The organism is Paraburkholderia sp. Ac-20347 (assembly GCF_017104805.1).
Taxonomy (GTDB): Bacteria; Pseudomonadota; Gammaproteobacteria; order Burkholderiales; family Burkholderiaceae; genus Paraburkholderia; species Paraburkholderia tropica.
The window spans coordinates 1-22,793 of the sequence record NZ_JAAGPN010000012.1; the positions used below are offsets into that span (position 1 = coordinate 1).

18 protein-coding genes and 1 pseudogene are annotated in these 22,793 nt (G+C 62.8%); 2 read left to right on the top strand and 17 right to left on the bottom strand.

Annotated elements, in window-relative coordinates; genetic code table 11:
* Window positions 1-377: pseudogene (locus G3N97_RS03970) on the bottom strand (primosomal protein N'); the annotation flags it as partial.
* Between the two features lie 438 nt (window positions 378-815).
* The gene (gene hemE / locus G3N97_RS03975; RefSeq protein WP_205992013.1) at window positions 816-1,907 is read right to left on the bottom strand and encodes a uroporphyrinogen decarboxylase; all 1,092 of its coding nucleotides are present in this window, start codon (window positions 1,905-1,907) and stop codon (window positions 816-818) included.
* 333 nt (window positions 1,908-2,240) lie between these two features.
* Between hemE and G3N97_RS03980 the strand changes: the two genes are divergently transcribed.
* The gene (locus G3N97_RS03980; RefSeq protein ID WP_205992014.1) at window positions 2,241-3,062 is read left to right on the top strand and encodes a transporter substrate-binding domain-containing protein; all 822 of its coding nucleotides are present in this window, start codon (window positions 2,241-2,243) and stop codon (window positions 3,060-3,062) included.
* An 877-nt stretch (window positions 3,063-3,939) separates the two neighbouring features.
* On the opposite strand, the gene G3N97_RS03985 is transcribed toward G3N97_RS03980, so the two are convergent.
* A complete protein-coding gene (locus G3N97_RS03985; protein ID WP_205992015.1) occupies window positions 3,940-5,691 on the bottom strand; it encodes an AMP-binding protein in 1,752 nt (583 codons plus the stop codon).
* A 464-nt stretch (window positions 5,692-6,155) separates the two neighbouring features.
* On the opposite strand from G3N97_RS03985, the gene G3N97_RS03990 reads away from it, so the two are divergent.
* A complete protein-coding gene (locus G3N97_RS03990) occupies window positions 6,156-8,984 on the top strand; it encodes a hypothetical protein (protein ID WP_205992016.1) in 2,829 nt (942 codons plus the stop codon).
* Window positions 8,985-9,083: 99 nt separating this feature from the next.
* Here G3N97_RS03990 and G3N97_RS03995 read toward each other — a convergent pair whose 3' ends face one another.
* The 14 genes from G3N97_RS03995 to mnmG all read right to left on the bottom strand — a co-directional run bounded on the left by G3N97_RS03995 (window position 9,084) and on the right by mnmG (window position 22,689).
* Entirely contained in the window at window positions 9,084-9,509 is a 426-nt protein-coding gene (locus G3N97_RS03995; RefSeq protein ID WP_065061750.1) for a F0F1 ATP synthase subunit epsilon, read from the bottom strand.
* Between the two features lie 101 nt (window positions 9,510-9,610).
* Window positions 9,611-11,005, bottom strand: coding sequence for a F0F1 ATP synthase subunit beta (gene atpD / locus G3N97_RS04000; RefSeq protein WP_065061751.1), 1,395 nt, complete (start codon window positions 11,003-11,005; stop codon window positions 9,611-9,613).
* Between the two features lie 86 nt (window positions 11,006-11,091).
* Window positions 11,092-11,976 carry a F0F1 ATP synthase subunit gamma gene (gene atpG, locus G3N97_RS04005; protein ID WP_065061752.1) on the bottom strand — a complete coding sequence of 295 codons (885 nt, stop codon included), beginning with the start codon at window positions 11,974-11,976 and terminating at the stop codon, window positions 11,092-11,094.
* An 82-nt stretch (window positions 11,977-12,058) separates the two neighbouring features.
* Window positions 12,059-13,600, bottom strand: coding sequence for a F0F1 ATP synthase subunit alpha (gene atpA, locus G3N97_RS04010; protein WP_065061753.1), 1,542 nt, complete (start codon window positions 13,598-13,600; stop codon window positions 12,059-12,061).
* 66 nt (window positions 13,601-13,666) lie between these two features.
* Window positions 13,667-14,206 carry a F0F1 ATP synthase subunit delta gene (locus tag G3N97_RS04015; RefSeq protein WP_110327859.1) on the bottom strand — a complete coding sequence of 180 codons (540 nt, stop codon included), beginning with the start codon at window positions 14,204-14,206 and terminating at the stop codon, window positions 13,667-13,669.
* Window positions 14,207-14,208: 2 nt separating this feature from the next.
* The gene (locus tag G3N97_RS04020; RefSeq protein WP_065061755.1) at window positions 14,209-14,679 is read right to left on the bottom strand and encodes a F0F1 ATP synthase subunit B; all 471 of its coding nucleotides are present in this window, start codon (window positions 14,677-14,679) and stop codon (window positions 14,209-14,211) included.
* Window positions 14,680-14,818: 139 nt separating this feature from the next.
* Window positions 14,819-15,088 carry a F0F1 ATP synthase subunit C gene (atpE, locus tag G3N97_RS04025; RefSeq protein ID WP_028203308.1) on the bottom strand — a complete coding sequence of 90 codons (270 nt, stop codon included), beginning with the start codon at window positions 15,086-15,088 and terminating at the stop codon, window positions 14,819-14,821.
* 73 nt (window positions 15,089-15,161) lie between these two features.
* On the bottom strand, window positions 15,162-16,013 hold the full coding sequence (atpB, locus tag G3N97_RS04030; RefSeq protein WP_205992017.1) for a F0F1 ATP synthase subunit A: 852 nt from the start codon (window positions 16,011-16,013) through the stop codon (window positions 15,162-15,164).
* A 166-nt stretch (window positions 16,014-16,179) separates the two neighbouring features.
* Window positions 16,180-16,788 carry an ATP synthase subunit I gene (locus G3N97_RS04035; RefSeq protein ID WP_205992018.1) on the bottom strand — a complete coding sequence of 203 codons (609 nt, stop codon included), beginning with the start codon at window positions 16,786-16,788 and terminating at the stop codon, window positions 16,180-16,182.
* A gap of 296 nt (window positions 16,789-17,084) precedes the next feature.
* The gene (locus tag G3N97_RS04040; protein ID WP_205992047.1) at window positions 17,085-18,200 is read right to left on the bottom strand and encodes an SLC13 family permease; all 1,116 of its coding nucleotides are present in this window, start codon (window positions 18,198-18,200) and stop codon (window positions 17,085-17,087) included.
* A 51-nt stretch (window positions 18,201-18,251) separates the two neighbouring features.
* Window positions 18,252-19,139: a ParB/RepB/Spo0J family partition protein gene (locus G3N97_RS04045; protein WP_205992019.1), complete on the bottom strand. Its 888-nt coding sequence runs from the start codon at window positions 19,137-19,139 to the stop codon at window positions 18,252-18,254.
* 19 nt (window positions 19,140-19,158) lie between these two features.
* Complete coding sequence (locus G3N97_RS04050) at window positions 19,159-19,929, bottom strand: ParA family protein (RefSeq protein WP_205992020.1); 771 nt, start codon at window positions 19,927-19,929, stop codon at window positions 19,159-19,161.
* 106 nt (window positions 19,930-20,035) lie between these two features.
* Window positions 20,036-20,734 carry a 16S rRNA (guanine(527)-N(7))-methyltransferase RsmG gene (rsmG, locus tag G3N97_RS04055; RefSeq protein ID WP_205992021.1) on the bottom strand — a complete coding sequence of 233 codons (699 nt, stop codon included), beginning with the start codon at window positions 20,732-20,734 and terminating at the stop codon, window positions 20,036-20,038.
* Entirely contained in the window at window positions 20,731-22,689 is a 1,959-nt protein-coding gene (mnmG, locus tag G3N97_RS04060) for a tRNA uridine-5-carboxymethylaminomethyl(34) synthesis enzyme MnmG (RefSeq protein ID WP_205992022.1), read from the bottom strand. The genes rsmG and mnmG overlap by 4 nt, the downstream gene beginning before the upstream one ends.
* Window positions 22,690-22,793 lie beyond the last annotated feature (104 nt).

Sequence of the window (22,793 nt, forward strand, 5' to 3'; positions counted from 1 at the left end):
GGCAGCAAGCGGTAACGCTCCTCGGGCGCCAGCAGGCGCGGCCAGCGCGGCGGATCGCGCAACGCTTGCGGCAACGCCGGCAGCGCAACTTCGCCCAGGCCACGCTGGTAGTAATCGGCGGCGAATTCCACCAGTTCGAGCCACTTTTCCGACAGCGGCGGGCACGACGCGCAGACCTCGATCACGTCGCGCAGCTTGTTCGCGGGCACCTCGCTGTGAGTACTCACTTCCACGATGAGGCCCACGGATTCTCGTCGTCCGAATGGCACGCGCACGAGCATGCCCGGCCGTGGCTCAGGCCAGCCGTCGGGGTAGCGATAGTCGTAGAGCGCGTCCAGCGGATGGTCGAGCGCGACGCGCGCGAAACGCGTGCTCATGCAGCGCCCCCGCTCGCGGCGGCAGCGCTACGTGTGCTGGCGCACCGACGCCCGAACTTAAAGTAAAACTTCACTTTGCGCGCTAAGTTTTGGATTCCGCAGAACAATCGCGCTCCCCGCCGTCGCGCCTGTGGATAACTTTGTTGAGAACTCGATGTTGGCGCGCCGCGCCAGCCATTTTGGCGTGCCTATGTGGGAAACCGCACAAAACGCCATGGAGCGGCGAAAGCCTTATCTGTCAAGGGTCTGATTGATTCTTTCGAGGCCGTCCTCGCTCGCTGCGGCAATATTTCCCTCTTGCGCGCCGCAACGAGACAAGTGTGCATAAGTCAATGCTTGACAGACTCCGAAGGGCGTCTGGCTGGCCTCTTTAGCCCGGTCTTACCCTGATGCCCGGAGCCCAGCCCCTGCCCTGCGCGCTGCGTTGCAACAAAAACTTCACGCAGACGCGGCGTGCAGCGCGCGGCTATGACGATGCACTTCGTCGACGAGTTCCGCGACGCTTTCCGGCGGCGTGAACTGCGAAATGCCGTGGCCGAGATTGAAGACGTGGCCCGGATGCGCGCCGAAACTGTCGAGCACCGCGCGCGCCTGTTCGCGGATCGCCGCCGGCGACGCGAACAGCACGGTCGGGTCCAGATTGCCTTGCAGCGCCACGCGGTCGCCCACGCGCTCGCGCGCGCGGCCGAGGTTCACGGTCCAGTCGAGACCGACCGCGTCGACGCCCGTATTGGCGATCTCGTCGAGCCACAGCCCGCCGCCCTTCGTGAAGGTGATCACCGGCACGCGTTCGCCGTCGTGTTCGCGCTTGAGCTGATCGACCACGCGCTGGATATAGGCCAGCGAGAAACGCTGATAGATGCCGTCGGCGAGCGCGCCGCCCCAGGTGTCGAAGATCATCACGGCCTGCGCGCCCGCTTCGATCTGCGCATTCAGATACGCGGCCACCGCCTGCGCGTTGATCTCGAGAATGCGCTCCATGAGGTCGGGGCGCGCGTACAGCATCGACTTCACGGTGCGGAAATCGTCCGAGCCGCCGCCTTCGACCATGTAGCACGCGAGCGTCCACGGGCTGCCCGAGAAGCCGATCAGCGGCACGCGCTGACGGCCCTGGCCGTCGGTGAGCGCGCGGCGGATCTCGCGCACGGCGTCGGTCACGTAGCCAAGCGTTTCGCCGATGTCAGGCACGGCGAGCTTCGCCACGTCTTCCTCGGTGCGCACCGGATGCGCGAATTTCGGGCCCTCGCCCGCCTGGAACGACAGGCCGAGACCCATCGCGTCCGGAATCGTCAGGATGTCCGAGAAGAGGATCGCGGCGTCGAGCGGATAGCGCTCGAGCGGTTGCAGCGTGACTTCGGTCGCGTAATCGGGATTCTTCGCCAGACCGAGGAAACTGCCCGCGCGGCTGCGCGTGGCGTTGTATTCCGGCAGATAACGGCCCGCCTGGCGCATCAGCCAGATCGGCGTGTACTCGGTCGGCTGACGCAGCAATGCGCGCAGGAAGGTGTCGTTCAGAAGGGTGTGGGCCACGTGCGGAGGCGCTTGCGCGCGAGATTCGGAAGCAGAACGCTATTTTACCGGACCGACGCGTACGGCATGGCGCCGATGGACGGCATAAGTGCGACGCGAGGACTTAGGGACAACATGAGCGCCGGGATGGGCACCAGGTTCGGCACCAGGATTGGCACCACGTTCAGCGCGACGTCGGGTGCGCGCATCGCGCCGCTCCTCGCGGTTTGCCGCGCGGGAAGCCGCGCGCTACCAGGTCTGTCCATGCTTAACGCGTGATGTCGCGCGGGCTATGATCGACCGGCTTTCCGAACCATTACATCGCATCCATCCAAGGACGAGGAGACACGCAGCATGAAGAAGAACAAGGCGCTCGCCGCCGCCGGCGCACTCGTCGCCGCGTTGCTCGCCGCGCTCGCGGTCACGCCCAGCGCATTCGCACAATCGAACGCGAATCCGAACACGTCCGCCGCGCCCTCGCGTCTCGACGACGTGCTCGCGCGCGGCACGCTGCGCGCCTGCACGACCGGCGACTACAAGCCCTATTCGTTCTACAAACCGGACGGCAGCTTCGAAGGCATCGACATCGACATGACCGAGTCGCTCGCGAAATCGCTCGGCGTGAAGGCGGAGTTCGTGAAGACCACGTGGTCCAATCTGATGACCGACTTCCTCGCGAAGTGCGACGTCGCCGTGGGCGGTGTCTCGACGACGCTCGAACGTCAGAAGCGCGCGTTCTTCACCGAGGCCTATCAGGTCGACGGCAAGACACCCATCGTGCGTTGCGACGACGTGAACAAGTATCAGACCGTCGCGCAGATCGATCAGCCATCCACGCGTGTGATCGTGAATCCGGGCGGTACGAACGAGCGCTTCGCGAAGCAGTTCTTCCCGCACGCGAACCTCACCGTCTATCCCGACAACGTGACGATCTTCAAGCAGATCCTCGCGGGCAAGGCCGACGTGATGGTCACCGACGCTTCCGAAACGCTCCTGCAACAGAAGCTCAATCCGGGTCTGTGCTCGGTGCATCCGGACAAGCCGTTTCAATACGGCGAGAAAGCGTGGATGGTCCCGCGCGGCGACGTGGTGTTTCAACAGTACGTCGATCAATGGCTGCATCTCGCGCGTGCGAGCGGCGAGTATCAGTCGATCTCGGACAAGTGGTTGAAGTGACGCGCAGGTGATACGCAGTTGATACGCAAGCCGCGTCGCGCGCACACATGATCGACGATGCCGCTTGCGTGATTTGCTGCATGCGCATCATTCGATGCCGCGCGCGGCGCGCGAACATTCGTTAAACGATATGACGAGTTGCAACGACACGTTGCATATCGACATGTTCCGTCCGTGAACCACGCATACACGGCCCTGTGCGGATGCAGCATGCATCCGCGAGGGTGCGCGCGACATTCATGTGACGAAAACGCCGTATCGCCCGCATGGCGGGACTTTCTTCATGCGATAAGAATTTTGCTTCGCGCTAACGTTTGCGCACGATCCGACAGCACGAGAAATTGCCGGTAAAAATGACGGTCGAAAACCGCTCCGGATGGCAAAAAATCCCTCGGAGCCTTATCTGGCGGGCGTTACAACCTGAAACACTTTGTTACCGCCAAGGTTCATTAATTCGCCCACAATGCCTTCAACGGTTTCAACACGGATGTGGCTTGGTGCCAGTGTGAGCGGACACGATACACCAGCCGGTCGGCTTTATGCCGGAGCCCTCCTTAGGGGCATCCTTGTTGGAGCCGTGACCGGCGTCTCGTACGTTTCATCAGCCGGCTCCTCCTTTGGTCTCCTCGCGCTAACCCCGTAGCGTGTGGTTTTTAGCGGGCTCCAGGCCCGCTTTTTTTTCGTCTGCGTTTTCCCTTCCTCGCGTTTTTCTCCGTTTTTTCCGCGCGCTTTTTCCTGATTTTTCTCCGATCGTTCGACTATTTTCGGCGTCGCACGCGCATCGTCCGGCGGTGATTATTTCGTTATCCGGATGATTCAATCGCCCGCGGCATTGCGCATGGCGCGCGACGCGCACTTTCACGCACGCCGCGGAACATCAAGCCGTCTTCTGCTCGTCGATTTTCAACTCGTCGATCATCTGCGCGCGCATCACGAACTTCTGCACCTTGCCCGTCACCGTCATCGGCAGTTCGTCGACGAAACGGATGTACTTCGGGATCTTGTAGTGCGCTATCTGCCCCTGGCAGAAGGTCTGGATCTCCTCGGCCGTGGCGCCTTCGCCAGGACGCAACACGATCCACGCGCACACTTCCTCGCCATATTTCGCGTCCGGCACGCCGAACACCTGCACGGTCTGCACCTTCGGATGGCGGAACAGAAACTCCTCGATCTCGCGCGGATAAATGTTTTCGCCGCCACGAATCAGCATGTCCTTCAGGCGGCCCACGATGTTGCAATAGCCTTCGACGTCGAGCGTCGCGAGATCGCCCGTATGCATCCAGCCGTCGATGATCGACTCCGCCGTCTTCGCCTCGTCGCCCCAGTAACCGCGCATCACCGAATAGCCGCGCGTGCACAGCTCGCCCGTTTCGCCCACCGGCACGACGTTGCCGAGTGGATCGACGATCTTCACTTCGAGATGCGGCTGGATGCGGCCCACCGTGGTCGTGCGCTTGTCGAGCGGATCGGTGGTCGCGCTCTGGAAAGAGACCGGACTCGTTTCCGTCATGCCGTACGCGATGGTGATCTCGGCCAGATGCATCTTCGAGACCACGCGCTTCATCGTTTCGATCGGACACGGCGAACCGGCCATGATGCCCGTGCGCAATCGCGAGAGATCGAAGCTCGCGAAATCAGGATGATCGAGCTCGGCGATGAACATCGTCGGCACGCCATGCAGCGCCGTGCAGCCTTCCTCGGACACGGCTTCGAGCGTCGCGCGCGGATCGAAGGCCTCGCCCGGAAACACCATGTTCGCGCCGACCGACACGCACGCCAGCACCGCGAGCACCATGCCGAAACAGTGATACAGCGGCACCGGGATGCAGAGCGAATCGTCCTCGCTCAAACGCATGGCCATCGCAATGAAACGCCCGTTGTTGACGACGTTGCGGTGCGTAAGTGTCGCGCCCTTCGGATTGCCGGTCGTGCCGCTCGTGAACTGGATGTTGATCGGATCGTCGGGCGACAGCGTCGCGCCCAGTGCGTCGAGCCACGCCGAACCCTCGCGCGCGAGCCGCACGCGACCCATCTCGATCAGCTCGCTGAAATTGAGCATGCCGGGCGTCGCGGTATCGCACATGCGGATCACCGTGCGCAACGCAGGCAGGCGCGCCGCATGCAGATCGCCGGGCTGCGCGCTCGCGAGTTCGGGCGCGAGCGTTTGCAGCATCTCCAGATACTGCGAGCTCTTGAAGCGCTCCGCCGCCACGATCGCCTTGCAGCCGACCTTGTTCAGCGCGTATTCCAGCTCCGCGAGCCGGTAAGCCGGATTGATGTTGACCAGCACCGCGCCGATGCGCGCCGTCGCGAACTGCGTAAGCAGCCATTCGACGCGATTGGGCGACCAGATGCCCACGCGGTCGCCCTTCTCGATGCCCAGTTCCGCGAGGCCGGCCGCCATCACGTCGACTTCGGTCGCGAACTCGCGCCAGTTCCAGCGTATGCCCTGCTCGCGGAACACGACGGAAGGCCGATCCGGAAAGCGGCTGACGGTTTCGTGCAGGAATTCACCGATGGTGGCGTCGGAGAGCGGCGTGGCGGCTGTCCCGCGCACGTAGGAAAGACCGTCCTGCGGCGCGATGAGCGCTTCGCGCGCGGCCGCCGCGCCTGCTGCGTCGATTGCCATGGTGGCTGTCTCCTGCGGGAGCCGCGCTCCCGGTTGAAATGATTTTGAAATCTATTCTCCACCGCAATGCGCAGCGGCGGCATCAAGTTTTACCCGCAGCGCACGCGGGCAGGACCGCTCGCGCCGCTCGGGGCGGCACGCTCGAAGGCATGATTTCGCATTACCTTTCCGTAAACGTCAAGTAGTTTGAACCCAGGCTTGTTTCAGACGCGAAAGGCAGCCAGACGCCATATCGGGCCGCACCCGCCCCCGTCGCCGGCTTATTCGCGCGCAAGCTTTGGCGCATTTGCCACGCCGCATTGCGGCATCGCGTCGCGCACTCTCAAGCGTCTGATGGACTTCGCTGCCGATTCGTAATGCAATCGCCGCTGCCTTACCGCCGTCTAACGAAGTTTTGACTTTCGCTTATTGATTCGTAGTTCTTATCAACTTGTTGCGTAGGAAATCCCACACCCGGAGTCTCGATGAACCCCACCGCTATCTGCCGTCTCAAACTCTCGAAAAAGATCTGGGCCGGCGTGCCTGGATCCGATGCCAACGGCTATTCCGATCCCGCCGATACGATCCAGTACGCGTTCGGCGTCGTGCCGGAAGGCACGCATTTCCGCGATTTCAGCCGTGCGGACGGCTCGGTCGACACGCACCTGCTGACCGGCGGCATCCTCATGGTGACGGGCGACAAAACGACCGACGTCGCGCTCGCACCGGGGCGCTACTGGTTGCACGAATTCGTGATCGGCCGCGATGCGGATGGTGTCGCGCTGAGCTATTACCAGCGCACCGGCTGGGATTTCACCGCCGTGGTGGACGGCGAACGGCGATCGCCCGTCGACGACAACGACGGCGCCGTGCTCTTCGAAGTCGGCGCGCAAACGCGCGAGATGAGCATCGTCGCCATCAACAAAGCCGTGTGCGTCGAACTCGACAAACGTTTGAGCAGCGGCACCGGGCGCACGAACGGCGTGCTGTTCTTCGGCACGAGTTCCTATCTCGGCCTCACGCAACTGGGCTCCGCGAATTTCGACGGCAACGCCGTGGTTCGCGTCGGCGTCACCGGCGTGGATGGCAAGGTGCGCCTCGACGGCTTCGCATCGGGCCACAACGTCTTCATCCACGAAGTCGTGCCCAAGGCGAGTTACGACGCGGGCGTGCGGCCGCAGAAGATGGATGTGTATCGGCTCGACGGAACGCTCTGGTACAGCGCCGGATTCCCCGACGCGCACGAAGTCACGCAGACCGAACTCGACGCCTTGCTGCACAGCCCGAAGTTCACCGAGGCCGGACGCGCGCTGATCCGCGCGAATCTGCACGCGGGCGACTGGCTGTTCACGAACCAGAATTACTTCTACGAGCGCCAGGGGCTGTTGCGCGTCGAGGTGACGAACAACACGGGCAAGAAGGGCAAGCTGCGTCTGTCGAAGAAGATCTGGGCAGGCGCACCGGGCGCCGATGCGAACGGCTATTCGGATCCGGCCGACACGATTCAGTACGCGTTCGGCGTCGTGCCGGCGGGCACGCACTACGGCGACTTTGCGCTGCCCGACGGTTCTGTCGACGCAAGCAAGCTGATCGGCGGCGTGTTGACGGTGGTCGGCGCAAACGTCGTCGAGCTGATGCTGGAGCCCGGCCAATACTGGCTCTACGAGTTCGTGATCGGCCGCGATGCCGATGGCGTCTCGCCGTGCTATTCGCAGCGCGGCGGCTGGGACTTCACGGCCTTGATCGACGGCGAACGACGCTCGCCGGTCGACGACGGCGCGATCGCGTTCGAAATCGGCGCGAATGTGGTGGACGTGAACGTCGTCGGCATCAACAAGTCGGTGTGCGTGCAGATCGACAAGCGCCTGAGCGCGGGCACCGGGCGCACGAACGGCGTGCTGTTCTTCGGCACGAGTTCCTATCTCGGCCTCACACAACTGGGCTCCGCGAATTTCGACGGCAACGCGGTGGTTCGCGTCGGCGTCACCGGCGTGGATGGCAAGGTGCGCCTCGACGGCTTCGCGTCGGGCCACAACGTCTTCATCCACGAAGTCGTGCCCAAGGCGAGTTACGACGCGGGCGTGAGGCCGCAGAAGATGGACGTCTATCGGCTCGACGGAACGCTCTGGTACAGCGCCGGATTCCCCGATGCGCACGAAGTCACGCAGACCGAACTCGACGCGCTGCTGCGCAATCCCAAGTTCACCGAAGCGGGACGCGCGCTGATCCGCGCGAATCTGCGCGTGGGCGACTGGCTGTTCACGAACCAGAATTACTTCTACGAGCGCCAGGGCCTGTTGCGCGTCGAGGTGACGAACAACACCGGCAAGAAGGGCAAGCTGCGTCTGTCGAAGAAGATCTGGGCAGGCGTGCCGGGCGCCGATAGCAACGGCTATTCGGATCCGGCCGACACGATTCAGTACGCGTTCGGCGTCGTGCCGGCGGGCACGCATTTCGGCGACTTCGCGCTGGCCGACGGTTCTGTCGACGCAAGCAAGCTGATCGGCGGCGTGTTGACGGTGGTCGGTGCGAACGTCGTCGAGCTGATGCTGGAGCCGGGTCAATACTGGCTCTACGAGTTCGTGATCGCACGCGATGCGAACGGCGTCTCGCCGCGCTATTTCCAGCGCACCGGCTGGGACTTCACCGCCTTGATCGACGGCGAACGACGCGCCCCCGTCGACGACATCGACGGCGCGGTGACCTTCGAGATCGGCGCGCAAACGGCGCAGGTCGAGATCGTCGGCATCAACAAATCGGTGAGCGTGCAGATCGACAAACGCTTTACGCCTGGCGCGCAGGAGAACGAGAAGGCAGGCGTCCTGTTCCTCGCGACCAGCTCGTATCTCGGCGTGCTGCCGATCGTGAGAGACGCCATCGGCTCCAGCAATAGCACGGCGATCCTGCGCCTCGGCGTGACTGGCGCGAACGGCTCGGTGCGGCTCGACGGCTTCACGTCGGGCAACAACGTGTTCATCCACGAAATCGTGCCGCAGGATCTCTACGACGCGGGCATCATGCCGGTCAGCATGAGCGTCTACGGACTCGACGGCACGCGCGTCTTCACGTCCGAATTCAAGCTTCAGGGCGCGCTGCGCGAGGGCGAGAACTGGCGCGACGACGAGCATCAGCGCCGCCTCACCCAGGCCGATCTCGACGCCCTGCTCGCCGAACCCAAGCTCACGCGTGCGGGCCGCGCACTGATCCTCGAACGCGTCCGCGCCGGCGACTATCTGTTCTCGAACGCGAATTACTTCTCGGAACGCCAGGGCGTGATGCGCGTCGAAGTGCTGAACGACAGCGGCCGCGGCTAAGCTGCCCGCTCGCGTCGGCCCATAAAAAAAGCTCCCCGGCGCGATCGCCGGGGAGCTTTTTCGATTCGGTCACACGCGCCGCGAAGGCGCGTGCGGGAATCAATGCTGGTGTTGCTTGCGCAGACGCTGGATCGCCGCGAGTTGCGCGACGGCGTAGGCCAGTTCGGCCTGCGCGGTGGCGTACTCGAGGTTCGAGCCGGCGTTCTGCAGCGCCTCTTCGGCGCGCTTGCGCGCTTCGGCGGCCTTCGCTTCGTCGAGATCCTTGCCGCGGATCGCGGTGTCGGCGAGCACCGTCACGGCGCCCGGCTGCACTTCGAGAATGCCGCCTGCGACGAACACGAACTCTTCATTGCCGTCCGCGCCCACGATACGCACCGCACCCGGACGAATCCGCGTGATGAGCGGCGTGTGGCCCGGCAGAATGCCCAGCTCGCCCGCCTCGCCCGGAAGCGCGACGAACTTCGCCTGGCCGTCATAGATGCTCTCTTCGGCGCTGACGACGTCTACCTTGATGGTTGCTGCCATATGTGTCGAACTCCTGGGGTCAAGGGGTTGCGGCGGCGAGATCCGTCAATGCCGATAAAACCAGCGCGACACATCTCGCCTCGTTGCCTGCAACGCGACCCTTACTGGATCTTCTTGGCCTTTTCGAAGGCTTCGTCGATCGTGCCGACCATGTAGAACGCCTGCTCCGGCAGGTGATCGCACTCACCTTCCACGATCATCTTGAAGCCGCGGATGGTTTCCTTCAGCGGCACGTACTTGCCCGGCGAGCCCGTGAAGACTTCCGCGACGTGGAACGGCTGCGACAGGAAACGCTGGATCTTACGTGCGCGAGCGACCGACAGCTTGTCGTCCGGCGACAGTTCGTCCATGCCCAGAATTGCGATGATGTCACGCAGTTCCTTGTAGCGCTGGAGCGTCTGTTGCACGCGGCGCGTGATCGAGTAGTGCTCTTCACCGATCACGTTCGGGTCGATCTGGCGCGAGGTCGAGTCGAGCGGGTCGACTGCCGGGTAGATACCCAGCGAGGCGATGTCACGCGACAGCACGACGGTTGCGTCCAGATGGCCGAAGGTCGTAGCCGGCGACGGGTCGGTCAAGTCGTCCGCAGGGACGTACACGGCCTGAACCGACGTAATCGAGCCCTTCTTGGTCGACGTGATGCGCTCTTGCAGCTTGCCCATTTCTTCAGCCAGCGTCGGCTGATAGCCCACTGCCGACGGCATACGGCCGAGCAGTGCCGACACTTCCGTGCCAGCCAGCGTGAAACGGTAGATGTTGTCGACGAAGAACAGCACGTCGAGGCCTTCGTCACGGAAGTGCTCGGCCATCGTCAGACCGGTCAGCGCGACGCGCAGACGGTTGCCCGGCGGCTCGTTCATCTGGCCGTAGACCAGCGCGACCTTGTCCAGGACGTTCGAGTCCTTCATTTCGTGATAGAAGTCGTTCCCTTCGCGGGTACGCTCGCCAACACCGGCGAACACGGAGAAACCACCGTGTTCCTTAGCGATGTTGTTGATCAGTTCCATCATGTTGACGGTCTTGCCCACACCGGCGCCACCGAACAGACCGACCTTGCCGCCCTTTGCGAACGGGCAGATCAGGTCGATGACCTTGATGCCGGTTTCGAGCAGTTCCGCCGACGGCGACAGCTCGTCGAACGCCGGAGCCTTCTGGTGGATCGCGCGCGTCGTTTCGCTGACGATCGGGCCGGCTTCGTCGATCGGACGGCCGAGCACGTCCATGATACGGCCGAGCGTCGGCTTGCCGACCGGCACGCTGATGGGCTTGCCCGTGTTCTTCACCACGGTGCCGCGGCGCAGGCCGTCCGACGCACCCAGACAGATGGTGCGCACGACGCCGTCACCGAGCTGCTGCTGCACTTCGAGGGTCAGTTCCGACCCGTCGAGAATGAGCGCGTCGTAGATCTTCGGCATGCTCTCGCGCGGGAATTCCACGTCGATCACCGCGCCGATGCACTGTACGATCTTGCCTTCCGGCAAAGCAGTTGTACTCATCGATTTTCCTTTAGATACCTGAATTCTTCACTCGCCTGGCGGCACACACCGGGTACGCCGGCGCGGATTCGCGTTCGCTATTCGGGTCAGACGGCTGCTGCGCCGCCCACGATTTCCGACAGTTCCTTCGTAATCGCGGCCTGGCGGCTCTTGTTGTACGAGAGCTGCAGTTCGTTGATGACCGTCTTCGCGTTGTCCGACGCCGCCTTCATCGCGACCATACGTGCCGATTGCTCCGACGCCATGTTTTCCGCCACGGCCTGATAGACCAGTGCTTCGACATAGCGGACCAGCAACTCGTCCACGACGGTTTGCGCGTCCGGCTCGTAGATGTAGTCCCACTGCGACTTCGGCGTCGCGCCATCGTCCTGACCGCCTTCGAGGCGCTCGTTCGACAGCGGCAGCAGCTGCTCGATGACGGGCTCCTGCTTCATCGTATTGACGAAGCGCGTGTATGCGAGATACACGGCCGAGAGCTTGCCTTCCGAGTACTGGTCGAGCTGCACCTTGATGGCGCCGATCAGCTTTTCCAGATGCGGCGTGTCGCCGAGTTGCACGACATTCGACACGACTTTCGCGCGCAGACGGTTCAGGAAACCGAGGCCCTTGCTGCCGATCGCCGTAGCTTCGACCGACGTGCCGGACGCTTCCAGATCCTTGAACTTCTGCAGCGTCGCGCGCAGCACGTTGGTGTTCATCCCGCCGCACAGACCCTTGTCGGTCGTGACGAGAATCACGCCGGCGACCTTCGCATCGTTGTTCTCCGTCATGAACGGATGACGATACTCGGGGTTCGCACGGCTCATGTGCGCAGCGATGTCGCGGACCTTGTCGGCGTACGGGCGGGCGGCGCGCATGCGCTCCTGGGCACGGCGCATTTTCGACGCCGCAACCATTTCCATCGCCTTGGTGATCTTGCGCGTGTTTTGCACGCTCTTGATCTTGCCGCGAATTTCCTTCATTCCAGCCATTGCTTGCTCCTTTGTCGATCCGGGTCGACGCTCGCGCCAACCCGGATCCCAGTCCGTTTATCTAGATTGATTCCCGGACGGATCAATATGCGCCGGACTTTTTGAAGTCCTTGAGAGCCGCGTGGAGCGCGTTCTCGTCGTCCTTCGACAGGTCCTTCTTGTCCTCGATGCGCGCGACGAGGTCAGCGTGCTTCGACTTCAGGTATTCGCGCAGGCCCTTTTCGAACGGCAGGACTTCGGCGACGTCGATGTCGTCGAGGTAGCCGTTGTTGGCCGAGAACAGCGCCACAGCCAGTTCCCAGACTTGCAGCGGCTGGTACTGGGGCTGCTTGAGCAGTTCCGTCACGCGGCGGCCGCGCTCGAGCTGCTTGCGGGTCGCTTCGTCGAGGTCCGAGGCGAACTGGGCGAATGCCGCCAGTTCACGGTACTGCGCGAGGTCGGTACGGATACCGCCCGACAGCTTCTTCACGACCTTCGTCTGAGCCGCACCGCCAACACGCGACACCGACACGCCGGCGTTGATTGCCGGGCGGATGCCTGCGTTGAACAGGTCGGTTTCCAGGAAGATCTGGCCGTCGGTAATCGAGATCACGTTCGTCGGAACGAATGCCGTGACGTCGCCTGCCTGCGTTTCGATGATCGGCAGTGCCGTCAGCGAACCGGTCTTGCCCTTGACTTCGCCGTTCGTGAACTTCTCGACGTAGTCGGCCGACACGCGTGCAGCGCGCTCGAGCAGACGCGAATGGAGATAGAACACGTCGCCGGGGTAAGCTTCGCGGCCCGGCGGGCGGCGCAGCAGCAGCGAGATCTGGCGGTATGCCCAAGCTTGCTTGGTCAGATCGTCATAAATGATCAGCGCGTCTTGACCGCGGTCGCGGAAGTATTCGCCCATCGTGCAGCCGGCGTACGGTGCGAGGTACTGCAGCGCAGCCGATTCCGAAGCCGAAGCGGCCACGACGATCGTGTAGTCGATCGCGCCGGTTTCTTCGAGCTTGCGCAGCACGTTCTGGATCGACGACGCCTTCTGGCCGATGGCGACGTAGATACAGATCAGGTCCTTGCCCTTCTGGTTGATGATCGTGTCGACGGCCACTGCGGTCTTGCCGCACTGACGGTCGCCGATGATCAGCTCACGCTGGCCACGGCCGATCGGCACCATTGCGTCGATCGACTTCAGACCGGTTTGCACCGGCTGCGAGACGCCTTCACGCCAGATCACGCCCGGAGCGATCTTTTCGATCGCGTCGGTCATCTTGGCGTTGACCGGGCCCTTGCCGTCGATCGGGTTGCCGAGCGGATCGACCACGCGGCCGATCAGTTCCGGACCCACCGGCACTTCCAGAATGCGGCCCGTCGTCTTGACGACGTCGCCTTCCGAAATGTGTTCGTATTCACCCAGAATCACGGCGCCGACCGAGTCACGCTCGAGGTTCAGCGCGAGACCGAAGGTGTTGCCCGGGAATTCGAGCATTTCGCCCTGCATCACGTCCGACAGGCCGTGGATGCGCACGATGCCGTCGGTCACGGAGATCACGGTGCCCTGGTTGCGAACGTCTGCGCTCGCTTCAAGGCCCTGGATCCGGCTCTTGATCAGCTCGCTGATCTCAGAGGGATTGAGTTGCATTATTCGCTCCTGATGTTCAATTCTGTTGCGTGCCAGCCGCTGCGTTCGGTGCGTTCACCGGGACGCTCAAGCGGTCAGTGCCACCTGCATGCTGGCGAGCCGCGCGCGGACCGAGGTATCGAGCACTTCGTCGCCGACCGTGACACGCACGCCGCCGATCAGCGACTTGTCGATTTCAACGGTGGGCTTCAGCTTGCATTTGAACTTGCGTTCGAGGCTGGCGACGAGGTCGTTCAACTGGGTGCCTTCGAGCGGGAACGCGCTGACGATCAGCGCATCGGCCGCACCGGCCTTCGCGTTCTTGAGCGCTTCGAACTGTGCGTGGATTTCCGGCAGCAGTTCCAGGCGGTGATTCGCGACCAGCATCTGCACGAGGTTCTTGGCCTCGGCCGAATCCTTGAGCGGGGACTTCACCGCCGACAGCAGCAGCTCGACGACCTGGGCATGGCTCACTTTCGGGCTCGACGCGACCGACAGCAAGTCGGGCATGGCCGCAACCTGTGCCAGCTCCGTGACGAGCGTGGACCAGGCGGCGGTGTCACCAGCTTCGGCCACGCCAAAAAGGGCTTCTGCGTACGGGCGGGCGATGGTTGCAAGTTCGGCCATGATCAGAGCTCGGCTTTCAGTTGATTCAGCAGATCGGCATGGGCCGACTGATCGACTTCGCGCTTCAGGATCTGCTCCGCGCCTTGCACGGCGAGCGCGGCGACTTCGGCGCGCAGGACTTCGCGTGCCTTGACGACTTGCTGGTCCGCGTCAGCCTTCGCTTGCGCGATGATGCGCGCTGCTTCGGCGTGGGCCTGGGCCTTGATTTCTTCAGCGACTGCGAGAGCGCGCTTTTCCGCATCGGCGATACGGTTTTGGCCCTCGTTGCGGGCCGTAGCGAGTTCCTCGCCCACGCGCTTGTGCGCGGCTTCGAGTTCCGCCTTGCCCTTTTCCGCAGCGGCGAGGCCGTCCGCGATCTTCTTCGAGCGCTCGTCGAGGGCGTTGATCAACGGCGGCCACACGAACTTCATCGTGAACCACGCGAGGATCAGGAACACGACCATTTGCGCAAACAGGGTTGCGTTGAGATTCACGGTGTTTCCTTAAACGTTGCTATTCCGGGGAATTGAAACGGCAAGGCGCTCATCGGTTGTGAAACTCGATCAGCGCCTCGTCTCCCGTTCCGCCATGCGCCCTTAACCGTTATAGGTCAGGCGCAACCTTCCAGGGAACTTAGCCCGCGAGCTTCGAGAGCAGCGGGTTAGCGAACGCGAACAGCATTGCAACACCCACGCCAATCAGGAACGCTGCATCGATCAGACCAGCCAGCAGGAACATCTTCGTCTGCAGCGGGTTCATCAGTTCAGGCTGACGTGCGCAGGCTTCGATGTACTTGCCGCCCATCAGGCCGATACCGATACAGGCGCCGATTGCACCCAGGCCGATGATGATGCCGATACCGATGGCCGTGAAACCCTGGATGTTGGCGATGAAAGCTTGCATGATCACTCCTTTGTGAGATTTTCTGGAACTGGGGATTTAAAACTTAAAACTGCAATTCTGGTCCGACCGCCGTTTAGTGGCTGTCGTGTGCCTGGCCGATGTACACCAGCGTCAGCATCATGAAAATGAACGCTTGCAGCAGAACGATCAGAATGTGGAAGATCGCCCAGACGCTGCCTGCAATCACGTGGCCGATGAAGCCAAGCACCGTCGAATCCGCGCCGAAGGTCCACAGACTGCCCAGCAGGGCGATCAGCAGGAACAGCAGTTCGCCTGCGTACATGTTGCCGAACAACCGCAGGGCGAGCGAAACCGTCTTGGCGACGAACTCGATGATGTTGAGTGCAAGGTTCGGGATCCACAGCAGCGGATGCGAGCCGAACGGCGCCGACAGCAGCTCGTGGGCGAAGCCGCCGGGACCCTTGATCTTGAGGTTGTAATAGATCATCAGCACGAACACGCCGAGCGCGATGCCGAACGTGCCGTTGAGGTCGGCGGTCGGGACGATGCGCTGATGCGGGAGTGCTTCGGACAGACCCAGCCAGCCGATCACGCGGCCCGGCAGGTCGACGGGGATGAAGTCGAGGGAGTTCATCAGCGCCACCCAGACGAACACCGTCAGGGCCAGCGGAGCGATGAATTTACGGTTGCCGTGAATGATGGACTTCGACTGGTCTTCGACCATTTCGACCAGCATTTCGACGGCGCACTGGAAGCGGCCCGGCACGCCCGACGTGGCCTTGCGTGCGGCGACGAACAGCAGCAGGATGGTGACGACACCACACAGGATCGACCAGAACAGCGTGTCGATGTTCCAGACGTGGAAATCGACGATCGACGTCTGATGCGAGGTGGAAAAATTCTGCAAGTGGTGCGCAATGTACTCGGACGGATCCAGAGCGCGCGTTCCTTCGCTGGCTGCCATATCGTTAAAACCACCCAAATTGTCGAAAATCGTTTCCGGCCGTTCCCGCGCCAACCAGATTGCGGGAACGCACCGCCGCGGATCGTGTCTTATTTGCTCCGCATGGGCCAGCTGATCTTCGCCTCCATCGCCTCTACGCCCGAAGGCGGCGCGATGTTGGCGGGACTCAGCGCCACGCGAGCGCGATCCAGTATGTCTTCAGTGCGATCAGGTACGTGATGAGCAGGGGAATCCACTGCACGTCGCGATACCAGAACGCGATGGCGACGAACATCGCAATCGTCGCCCCCATCTTGAATGCTTCACCGAGCATCCAGTTCATTACGGTGCCGGCGCCGCTCAACTGCTTGAGCCGCGCCGCGAACAACGCGCCGGGCACCCAGCAGATCGCCCCTCCCAGCAGCGCCGAGATCGGCACACTGCTCGGCGCAGCCGCACCCGGTGGCTTATAAAACAGCCACCACAACAGCGTAGCAACCAGGGACAAAACCACTTGCGCCGCCACGACACGAAACGGCGTGACGCGCGATGGGCGACTCACCTGTGCGCCGAACAGCTGCTCGGCTTCAGTCCGGGTGAGCGGAACGATGTCGTTGTTATCTTGCTGATCGGCGTCCAGCTGGTCCCAGCGATCGTTGTGATCGACACGCGAACCCGCGGCTGCTGCGTTCTCCGTTCCCGCATCCTGCCCCCGGCGGGATGCTTCGATCGCGCTACGCGGACCATCCGGCCCTTCATGCGCCTGCGGCGCTTCGTCTGGCCTGTGACCCACCATCGCGTTATTCCGGATATTTGCCTTTCGCGCGTTTTATTACAACGTGCTTACAGCATCGCCAACCAAATAAATCCGGGCGATTGTAAGCGATAGTTGCAGCCAATTCAAGACTTTAGCCCGCTCAATAACACCCGTGAAATGCTACTTCATCATGCGGAAAACGCACCATTACCCGAGGGGTAACGGAAAATGTAAGGGAGCGTTCGTCGCACGTTCTGCACTCAGGAGAGCCAGGCAAAACGGGGCGCGATTTTACCTTGTAACGACGTTTATGTCGCTGACCTGTCTCATTTCTGTCAGGAAAAATACAACACGAGACCGCCGCATATTGTCGCAGCCACCCAGAACGGGATCGCGATGAGGTGGAACTGCAGCCAGACGCCCCGCTCGCCCGACAGACGCACGGCGATCAGATTCGCCAGCGAGCCGATCGCGAGGCCGAAGCCGCCGACGCTCACGCCGAACGCCAGCGCGCGCCAGTCGTGCGTGAAACCCGCGAGCACGATGGCCGCAGGCACGTTGCTGATGGCCTGGGAGAGCACGGCGCCCGCGAGGTAGGCGCGCAGCGGCGTCTGCAGCGCGAGGCCCTCCAGCGCATGATGAATCCACGGGAGCGCCGCCGCGCTGCGAAGGACGATGAACATCAGCACGAAGATCAGCAGCAGCAGCCAGTCGATCTTCAGCACGATGCGCGCGCGCCAGATCAGGAACCCGGCTGCGACGCCCGCGAGCGCGAGGCCGGCGCGATGCGCATCGGCGAGCAGCACGAACGCGACGAAGAGCACGGCAGCGACGCCCGCGAGCGAGCGATCGACGCCATGCGCCTCTGCGTCGCGGCTCAGATCGAGCGTGATCGGCCGGAAAAGCAGCGCGGCGAGCGCGAACAGCATCACCATCAGCAGCGCGCACAGTGGCGCCAGCGCGACAACGAAGCGACCAAATGCCGCACCACTCAACTGCCAGAGAAACAGGTTCTGCGGATTGCCGAGCGGCGTCAAGATGGAACCGGCGTTCACGGCCAGCGCGATGAAAATCACGAGGCGTTTGAGCGGCAACGGCGTCAGCTTGTGCAGCGACAACACCAGCGGTACGACGACGAATAGCGCGACGTCGTTCGTCACGACCGTCGACAAAGCCGCAGCCAGACCGATCAGCAGAAAGGCCAGCGCGCGCTCGGAGCGAATCCGATGGACCAGCTTGTGCGCGACCCAGGTCAGGAATCCTGAATATTCGATCGCTTTTGTGAGGATGAGCAGACCGGCGAGCGTCATCACCGTTTGCCAGTCGACAAGTCCGGGCAGCGTGCTCCACGCGCGCGGCGCGAAGATCTGCAGCAGCACGAGCGCGGCGACGAGTATCGTCAGCACCGGCTCGCCTGCCGCAAACGCGCCGATCCGGCGCAGCAGACTCAGGGGGCCGCGTTGCGCGGCATCAGGTTCCTGCACCTTGCGCGGAAACGTACGTTAAACCGCGGCTTCGCCGCGCAAACGCAGCAAAATGCCGTCAAGTGCGTCGAGATCGCCGAAGTCGACGGTGAGCTGACCGCGACCGCGTCGGCCGAGCTTGATCTTCACCGTCGCGGACAGCAGATCCGACAGCTCCTCTTCTAGGCGGCGCGTGTCGCGGCCGCCATCGTGCGCAGCCTTCGCCTTCACCGCCGGCGCGGCCTTGGTCGTCGCCGAAACGAGCTTTTCGGTTTCACGCACCGACATGCGCTTGTTGACCACCTGATTCGCGAGCGTGATCTGCGTGGCGGCATCCACGGCGAGCAGCGCGCGCGCGTGGCCCATATCGAGATCGCCCGCGAGCAGCATCGTCTGCACCGGCGCGGCCAGGTTCAGCAGACGCAACAGATTCGACACGGCACTGCGCGAGCGCCCCACCGACTCCGCCGCCTGCTCATGCGTGAAACTGAACTCGTCGAGCAGCCGCTGGATGCCCTGCGCCTCTTCAAGCGGATTCAGGTCTTCGCGCTGGATGTTCTCGATCAGCGCCATCGCGGCGGCGGCCTGATCGGGCACATCCTTGACGAGCACCGGAACCTCGGTCAGGCCGGCGATGTGTGCCGCGCGAAAACGTCGCTCGCCCGCGATGATTTCGTAGCGATCCGCGCTGACCGGACGCACGAGAATCGGCTGCATCAGACCTTGCGCGCGAATGCTCGCGGCCAGTTCCTGCAACGCGCCTTCGTCCATGCGCGTACGCGGCTGATACTTGCCCGCCTGCATCTGCGTGAGCGGCAGCGTGTTGGGCGCGCCCTCGATCTTCACCGCTTCGGTGATGTCCGCGCTACCGCCGAGCAGTGCTTCCAGTCCCCGACCCAGCCCCTTCTTCCGTGCTACTGCGTTCATCGTGCTTCTCCAGTCTGCGTCAGAGTGCGCGTACGCGCTCGATCATTTCCGCGCCGAATTGCACATAGGCCTGCGCGCCGCGCGAGGCGCGATCGAACACCACGCCCGGCAAACCGTAGCTGGGCGCCTCCGCAAGCCGCACATTGCGCGGGATCACGGCGTCGAACACCTTGTCGCCAAAGTGCTCCTTGAGTTGCTCCGAAACCTGCTGCTGCAGCGTGATGCGCGGATCGAACATCACGCGCAGAAGACCGATCACCTTCAGGTCGCGATTCATGTTCGCGTGCACCTGCTTGATGGTGTTCACGAGGTCCGACAGACCTTCGAGCGCGAAGTACTCGCACTGCATCGGAATCACCACGCCATGTGCCGCGCACAGGCCATTGAGCGTGAGCAGCGAGAGCGCGGGCGGGCAGTCGATCAGCACGAAGTCGTATTGATCGTCCACTTGCGCCAGTGCGTTCTTCAGGCGGCGCTCGCGCTGTTCCACGGAGACCAGCTCCACTTCGGCGCCCGCGAGTTCGCGGTTGGCCGGCAGCACGTCGTAGCCCACCTGCTCCGGGCTCGTACGCGCCTGCGGCACGGTAATGCCGTCGACCAGCACTTCATAGACGGTGTATTCGCACGCCGCCTTGTCGATGCCGCTGCCCATCGTGGCATTGCCTTGCGGGTCGAGGTCGATGAGAAGGACACGTTGTCCCTGCGATGCGAGGCTCGCGGCGAGATTGACCGTTGTCGTCGTCTTGCCGACGCCGCCCTTCTGGTTCGCAACGCAGAAGATTTTTGCCATCTTTTATGTGTCCCTTTACTGCCTTAAAAAGTTTGCTTACGTTATAGCGCGAGCAATGCTGCCGCGCTATTCGACCGATCGGCCAACGATCCTGTGTGCGACCGACTCAGGCCGCTGCCACCGGTTCGACCGTGACTTCCGTCAGGTGCCGCTCCGCATCGAGCATCGGCACGGTGAGGCGAATCGTCTGGATTGCCTTCGCGCCTTCCGGCAAGCGCTCGATCTCGCCTTCGGGGCGCACGCCCTTCATCGCCCAGATCGCGCCGCCGTCCGCAACGAGGTGACGGGCCAGTGTAACGAAATCGGACAGTTCCGCGAATGCCCGCGAGACGATCAAATCGAATTTTTTAGGGACTTCGACACCAGGTCGCAGCGATTCGACTCGTCCGGTCACGACCGAGAGATTCGCGAGACCGAGTTCGGCCTTCGCTTGCGACTGAAACGCCGACTTCTTGTGCACGATGTCGTTCAGCGTGACTTGCCAGTCGGGACGCACGATCGCGAGAACGATGCCCGGCAAACCACCGCCCGACCCTACGTCGAGCACCGCCGCGTTTTCACGTGAAGGCAGATGCGGCAGGATCGAAAGCGAATCGAGGATGTGCTGGATGAGCATCTGATGCGGATCGCGAATCGCCGTCAGGTTGTAGACGGCGTTCCACTTCGCGAGCAACGCGACGTAGTCCAGCAGTTGTTCGTGTTGACGCTCGCTCAATTCGACGGAGAGCGCCTGGGCGCCCTCCTTCAGCATCTGCGAAAGTGCGCCGCGATCGGCGATACCAGGTTGACGTGCGCGACCGTTCATTGAGCCACCGGCGTCGTGTCGTTACCCGAATCGGCGGGCTTCTGGCGACGACGGCCGAGGCCGCGCTTCAGATGCACCATCAGCAGCGAGATCGCGGCAGGCGTGATGCCCGAAATACGCGAAGCCTGACCGATGGTTTCCGGACGGAACTGATTGAGCTTCTGGCGCGCCTCGAACGACAGACCACGCACTTCCGCGTAATCGATGCCCTCGGGCAGACGCGTGTTCTCGTGCGTGCCGTTGCGCTCGATCTCGTCAGCCTGACGGTCGATATAGCCCTGATATTTGACGCCGATCTCGATCTGTTCCTTGATCTGCGCGAGCAGGACTTCGTCGTCGGCCAGCGGCGCTTCAGGGCCGCAAGCGCCACCGCGCAGACCGCACACGCCGTCGTAGCTCACGCCAGGACGGCGCAGCAAGTCCGCGAGATTGTATTCGTGGTCGATGGGCTTACCGAGCAGCGCAGTCGCCTCTTCCGCACCCAACGTCTTCGGATTCACCCACGTCGACTTCAGGCGTTCGGTTTCACGTGAAACAGCGTCGCGCTTGCGGCTAAATGCATCCCAGCGCACGTCATCGACGACACCGAGTTCACGGCCGATCTCGGTCAGACGCATATCGGCGTTGTCTTCGCGCAGGCTCAGGCGATACTCCGCACGGCTCGTGAACATGCGATACGGCTCCGACACGCCGCGCGTCACCAGATCGTCGACCAACACGCCGAGATACGCCTGATCGCGGCGCGGGCACCACGCATCCTTGCCCTGCACCTGCAGACCGGCGTTAATACCGGCGAGCAGACCTTGCGCAGCCGCTTCTTCGTAGCCCGTCGTGCCGTTGATCTGACCCGCAAAAAACAACCCGTTGATGACCTTCGTTTCCAGCGACGCCTTCAGGCCGCGCGGGTCGAAATAGTCGTATTCGATCGCATAGCCGGGGCGCAGGATGTGCGCGTGCTCGAGGCCGCGCATCGAGTGCACCAGTTCCAGCTGGACGTCGAACGGCAGGCTCGTCGAAATCCCGTTCGGGTAGAACTCGTTCGTCGTCAGGCCTTCCGGCTCCAGATAGATCTGGTGCGATTCCTTCGACGCGAAGCGATGAATCTTGTCTTCGATCGACGGGCAATAGCGCGGCCCCACCCCTTCGATCACGCCCGTGTACATTGGCGAACGGTCGAGACCGCCGCGAATGATGTCGTGCGTGCGCTCGTTGGTATGCGTGACCCAGCACGGAATCTGCCGCGGATGCTGCTCCGCGCGGCCGAGGAACGAGAACACCGGCACCGGATCGAGGTCACCCGGCTGCTCTTCGAGCACCGAAAAATCGATCGTGCGGCCGTCGATACGCGGCGGCGTGCCCGTTTTGAGGCGGCCTTGCGGCAGCTTCAGCTCTTTCAGGCGAGCCGACAACGTCACTGCGGCGGGGTCGCCTGCGCGGCCGCCCGTGTAGTTGTTGAGGCCCACGTGGATCTTGCCGTCGAGGAACGTACCGGCCGTGAGCACCACGGCGCGTGCGCGGAAGCGCAACCCGACTTGCGTCACGGCGCCGACCACGCGGTCGCCTTCGACCATCAGATCTTCCACGGCCTGCTGGAACAGCCACAGATTCGGCTGATTCTCCAGACGATGGCGGATCGCGGCCTTGTACAGAATACGGTCAGCCTGGGCGCGCGTCGCACGCACAGCGGGGCCCTTCGACGAGTTGAGGATACGGAACTGAATGCCGCCCTCGTCCGTCGCAGCGGCCATTGCGCCGCCGAGCGCATCGACTTCCTTGACCAGATGGCCTTTGCCAATACCGCCAATCGACGGATTGCAGCTCATCTGACCAAGCGTCTCGATGTTGTGCGTGAGCAGGAGCGTCTTCACGCCCATGCGGGCAGCGGCAAGCGCGGCCTCGGTGCCGGCGTGACCGCCGCCGACGACAATTACGTCAAACTCTGTTGGGAAAAGCATGGCGGGACCTCACGCACGGACAAATTGACCGCGTGAGCCTTCTCAGAAAAAGTGGTATGCGCGAATTATAACGGTTTCAGGTTTTGGGCCGTTCACGCCCGAAT

Coding starts and splice junctions, on each gene's coding strand:
- atpB (WP_205992017.1), bottom strand. CDS start 16,013: ATGGCAGCCAGCGAAGGAACGCGCGCTCTGGATCCGTCCGAGTACATT.
- G3N97_RS04045 (WP_205992019.1), bottom strand. CDS start 19,139: ATGAACGCAGTAGCACGGAAGAAGGGGCTGGGTCGGGGACTGGAAGCA.
- G3N97_RS04015 (WP_110327859.1), bottom strand. CDS start 14,206: ATGGCCGAACTTGCAACCATCGCCCGCCCGTACGCAGAAGCCCTTTTT.
- mnmG (WP_205992022.1), bottom strand. CDS start 22,689: ATGCTTTTCCCAACAGAGTTTGACGTAATTGTCGTCGGCGGCGGTCAC.
- G3N97_RS04050 (WP_205992020.1), bottom strand. CDS start 19,929: ATGGCAAAAATCTTCTGCGTTGCGAACCAGAAGGGCGGCGTCGGCAAG.
- atpA (WP_065061753.1), bottom strand. CDS start 13,600: ATGCAACTCAATCCCTCTGAGATCAGCGAGCTGATCAAGAGCCGGATC.
- atpE (WP_028203308.1), bottom strand. CDS start 15,088: ATGCAAGCTTTCATCGCCAACATCCAGGGTTTCACGGCCATCGGTATC.
- atpD (WP_065061751.1), bottom strand. CDS start 11,005: ATGAGTACAACTGCTTTGCCGGAAGGCAAGATCGTACAGTGCATCGGC.
- G3N97_RS04035 (WP_205992018.1), bottom strand. CDS start 16,788: ATGGTGGGTCACAGGCCAGACGAAGCGCCGCAGGCGCATGAAGGGCCG.
- rsmG (WP_205992021.1), bottom strand. CDS start 20,734: ATGAACGGTCGCGCACGTCAACCTGGTATCGCCGATCGCGGCGCACTT.
- G3N97_RS03990 (WP_205992016.1), top strand. CDS start 6,156: ATGAACCCCACCGCTATCTGCCGTCTCAAACTCTCGAAAAAGATCTGG.
- G3N97_RS03995 (WP_065061750.1), bottom strand. CDS start 9,509: ATGGCAGCAACCATCAAGGTAGACGTCGTCAGCGCCGAAGAGAGCATC.
- atpG (WP_065061752.1), bottom strand. CDS start 11,976: ATGGCTGGAATGAAGGAAATTCGCGGCAAGATCAAGAGCGTGCAAAAC.
- G3N97_RS03985 (WP_205992015.1), bottom strand. CDS start 5,691: ATGGCAATCGACGCAGCAGGCGCGGCGGCCGCGCGCGAAGCGCTCATC.
- G3N97_RS03980 (WP_205992014.1), top strand. CDS start 2,241: ATGAAGAAGAACAAGGCGCTCGCCGCCGCCGGCGCACTCGTCGCCGCG.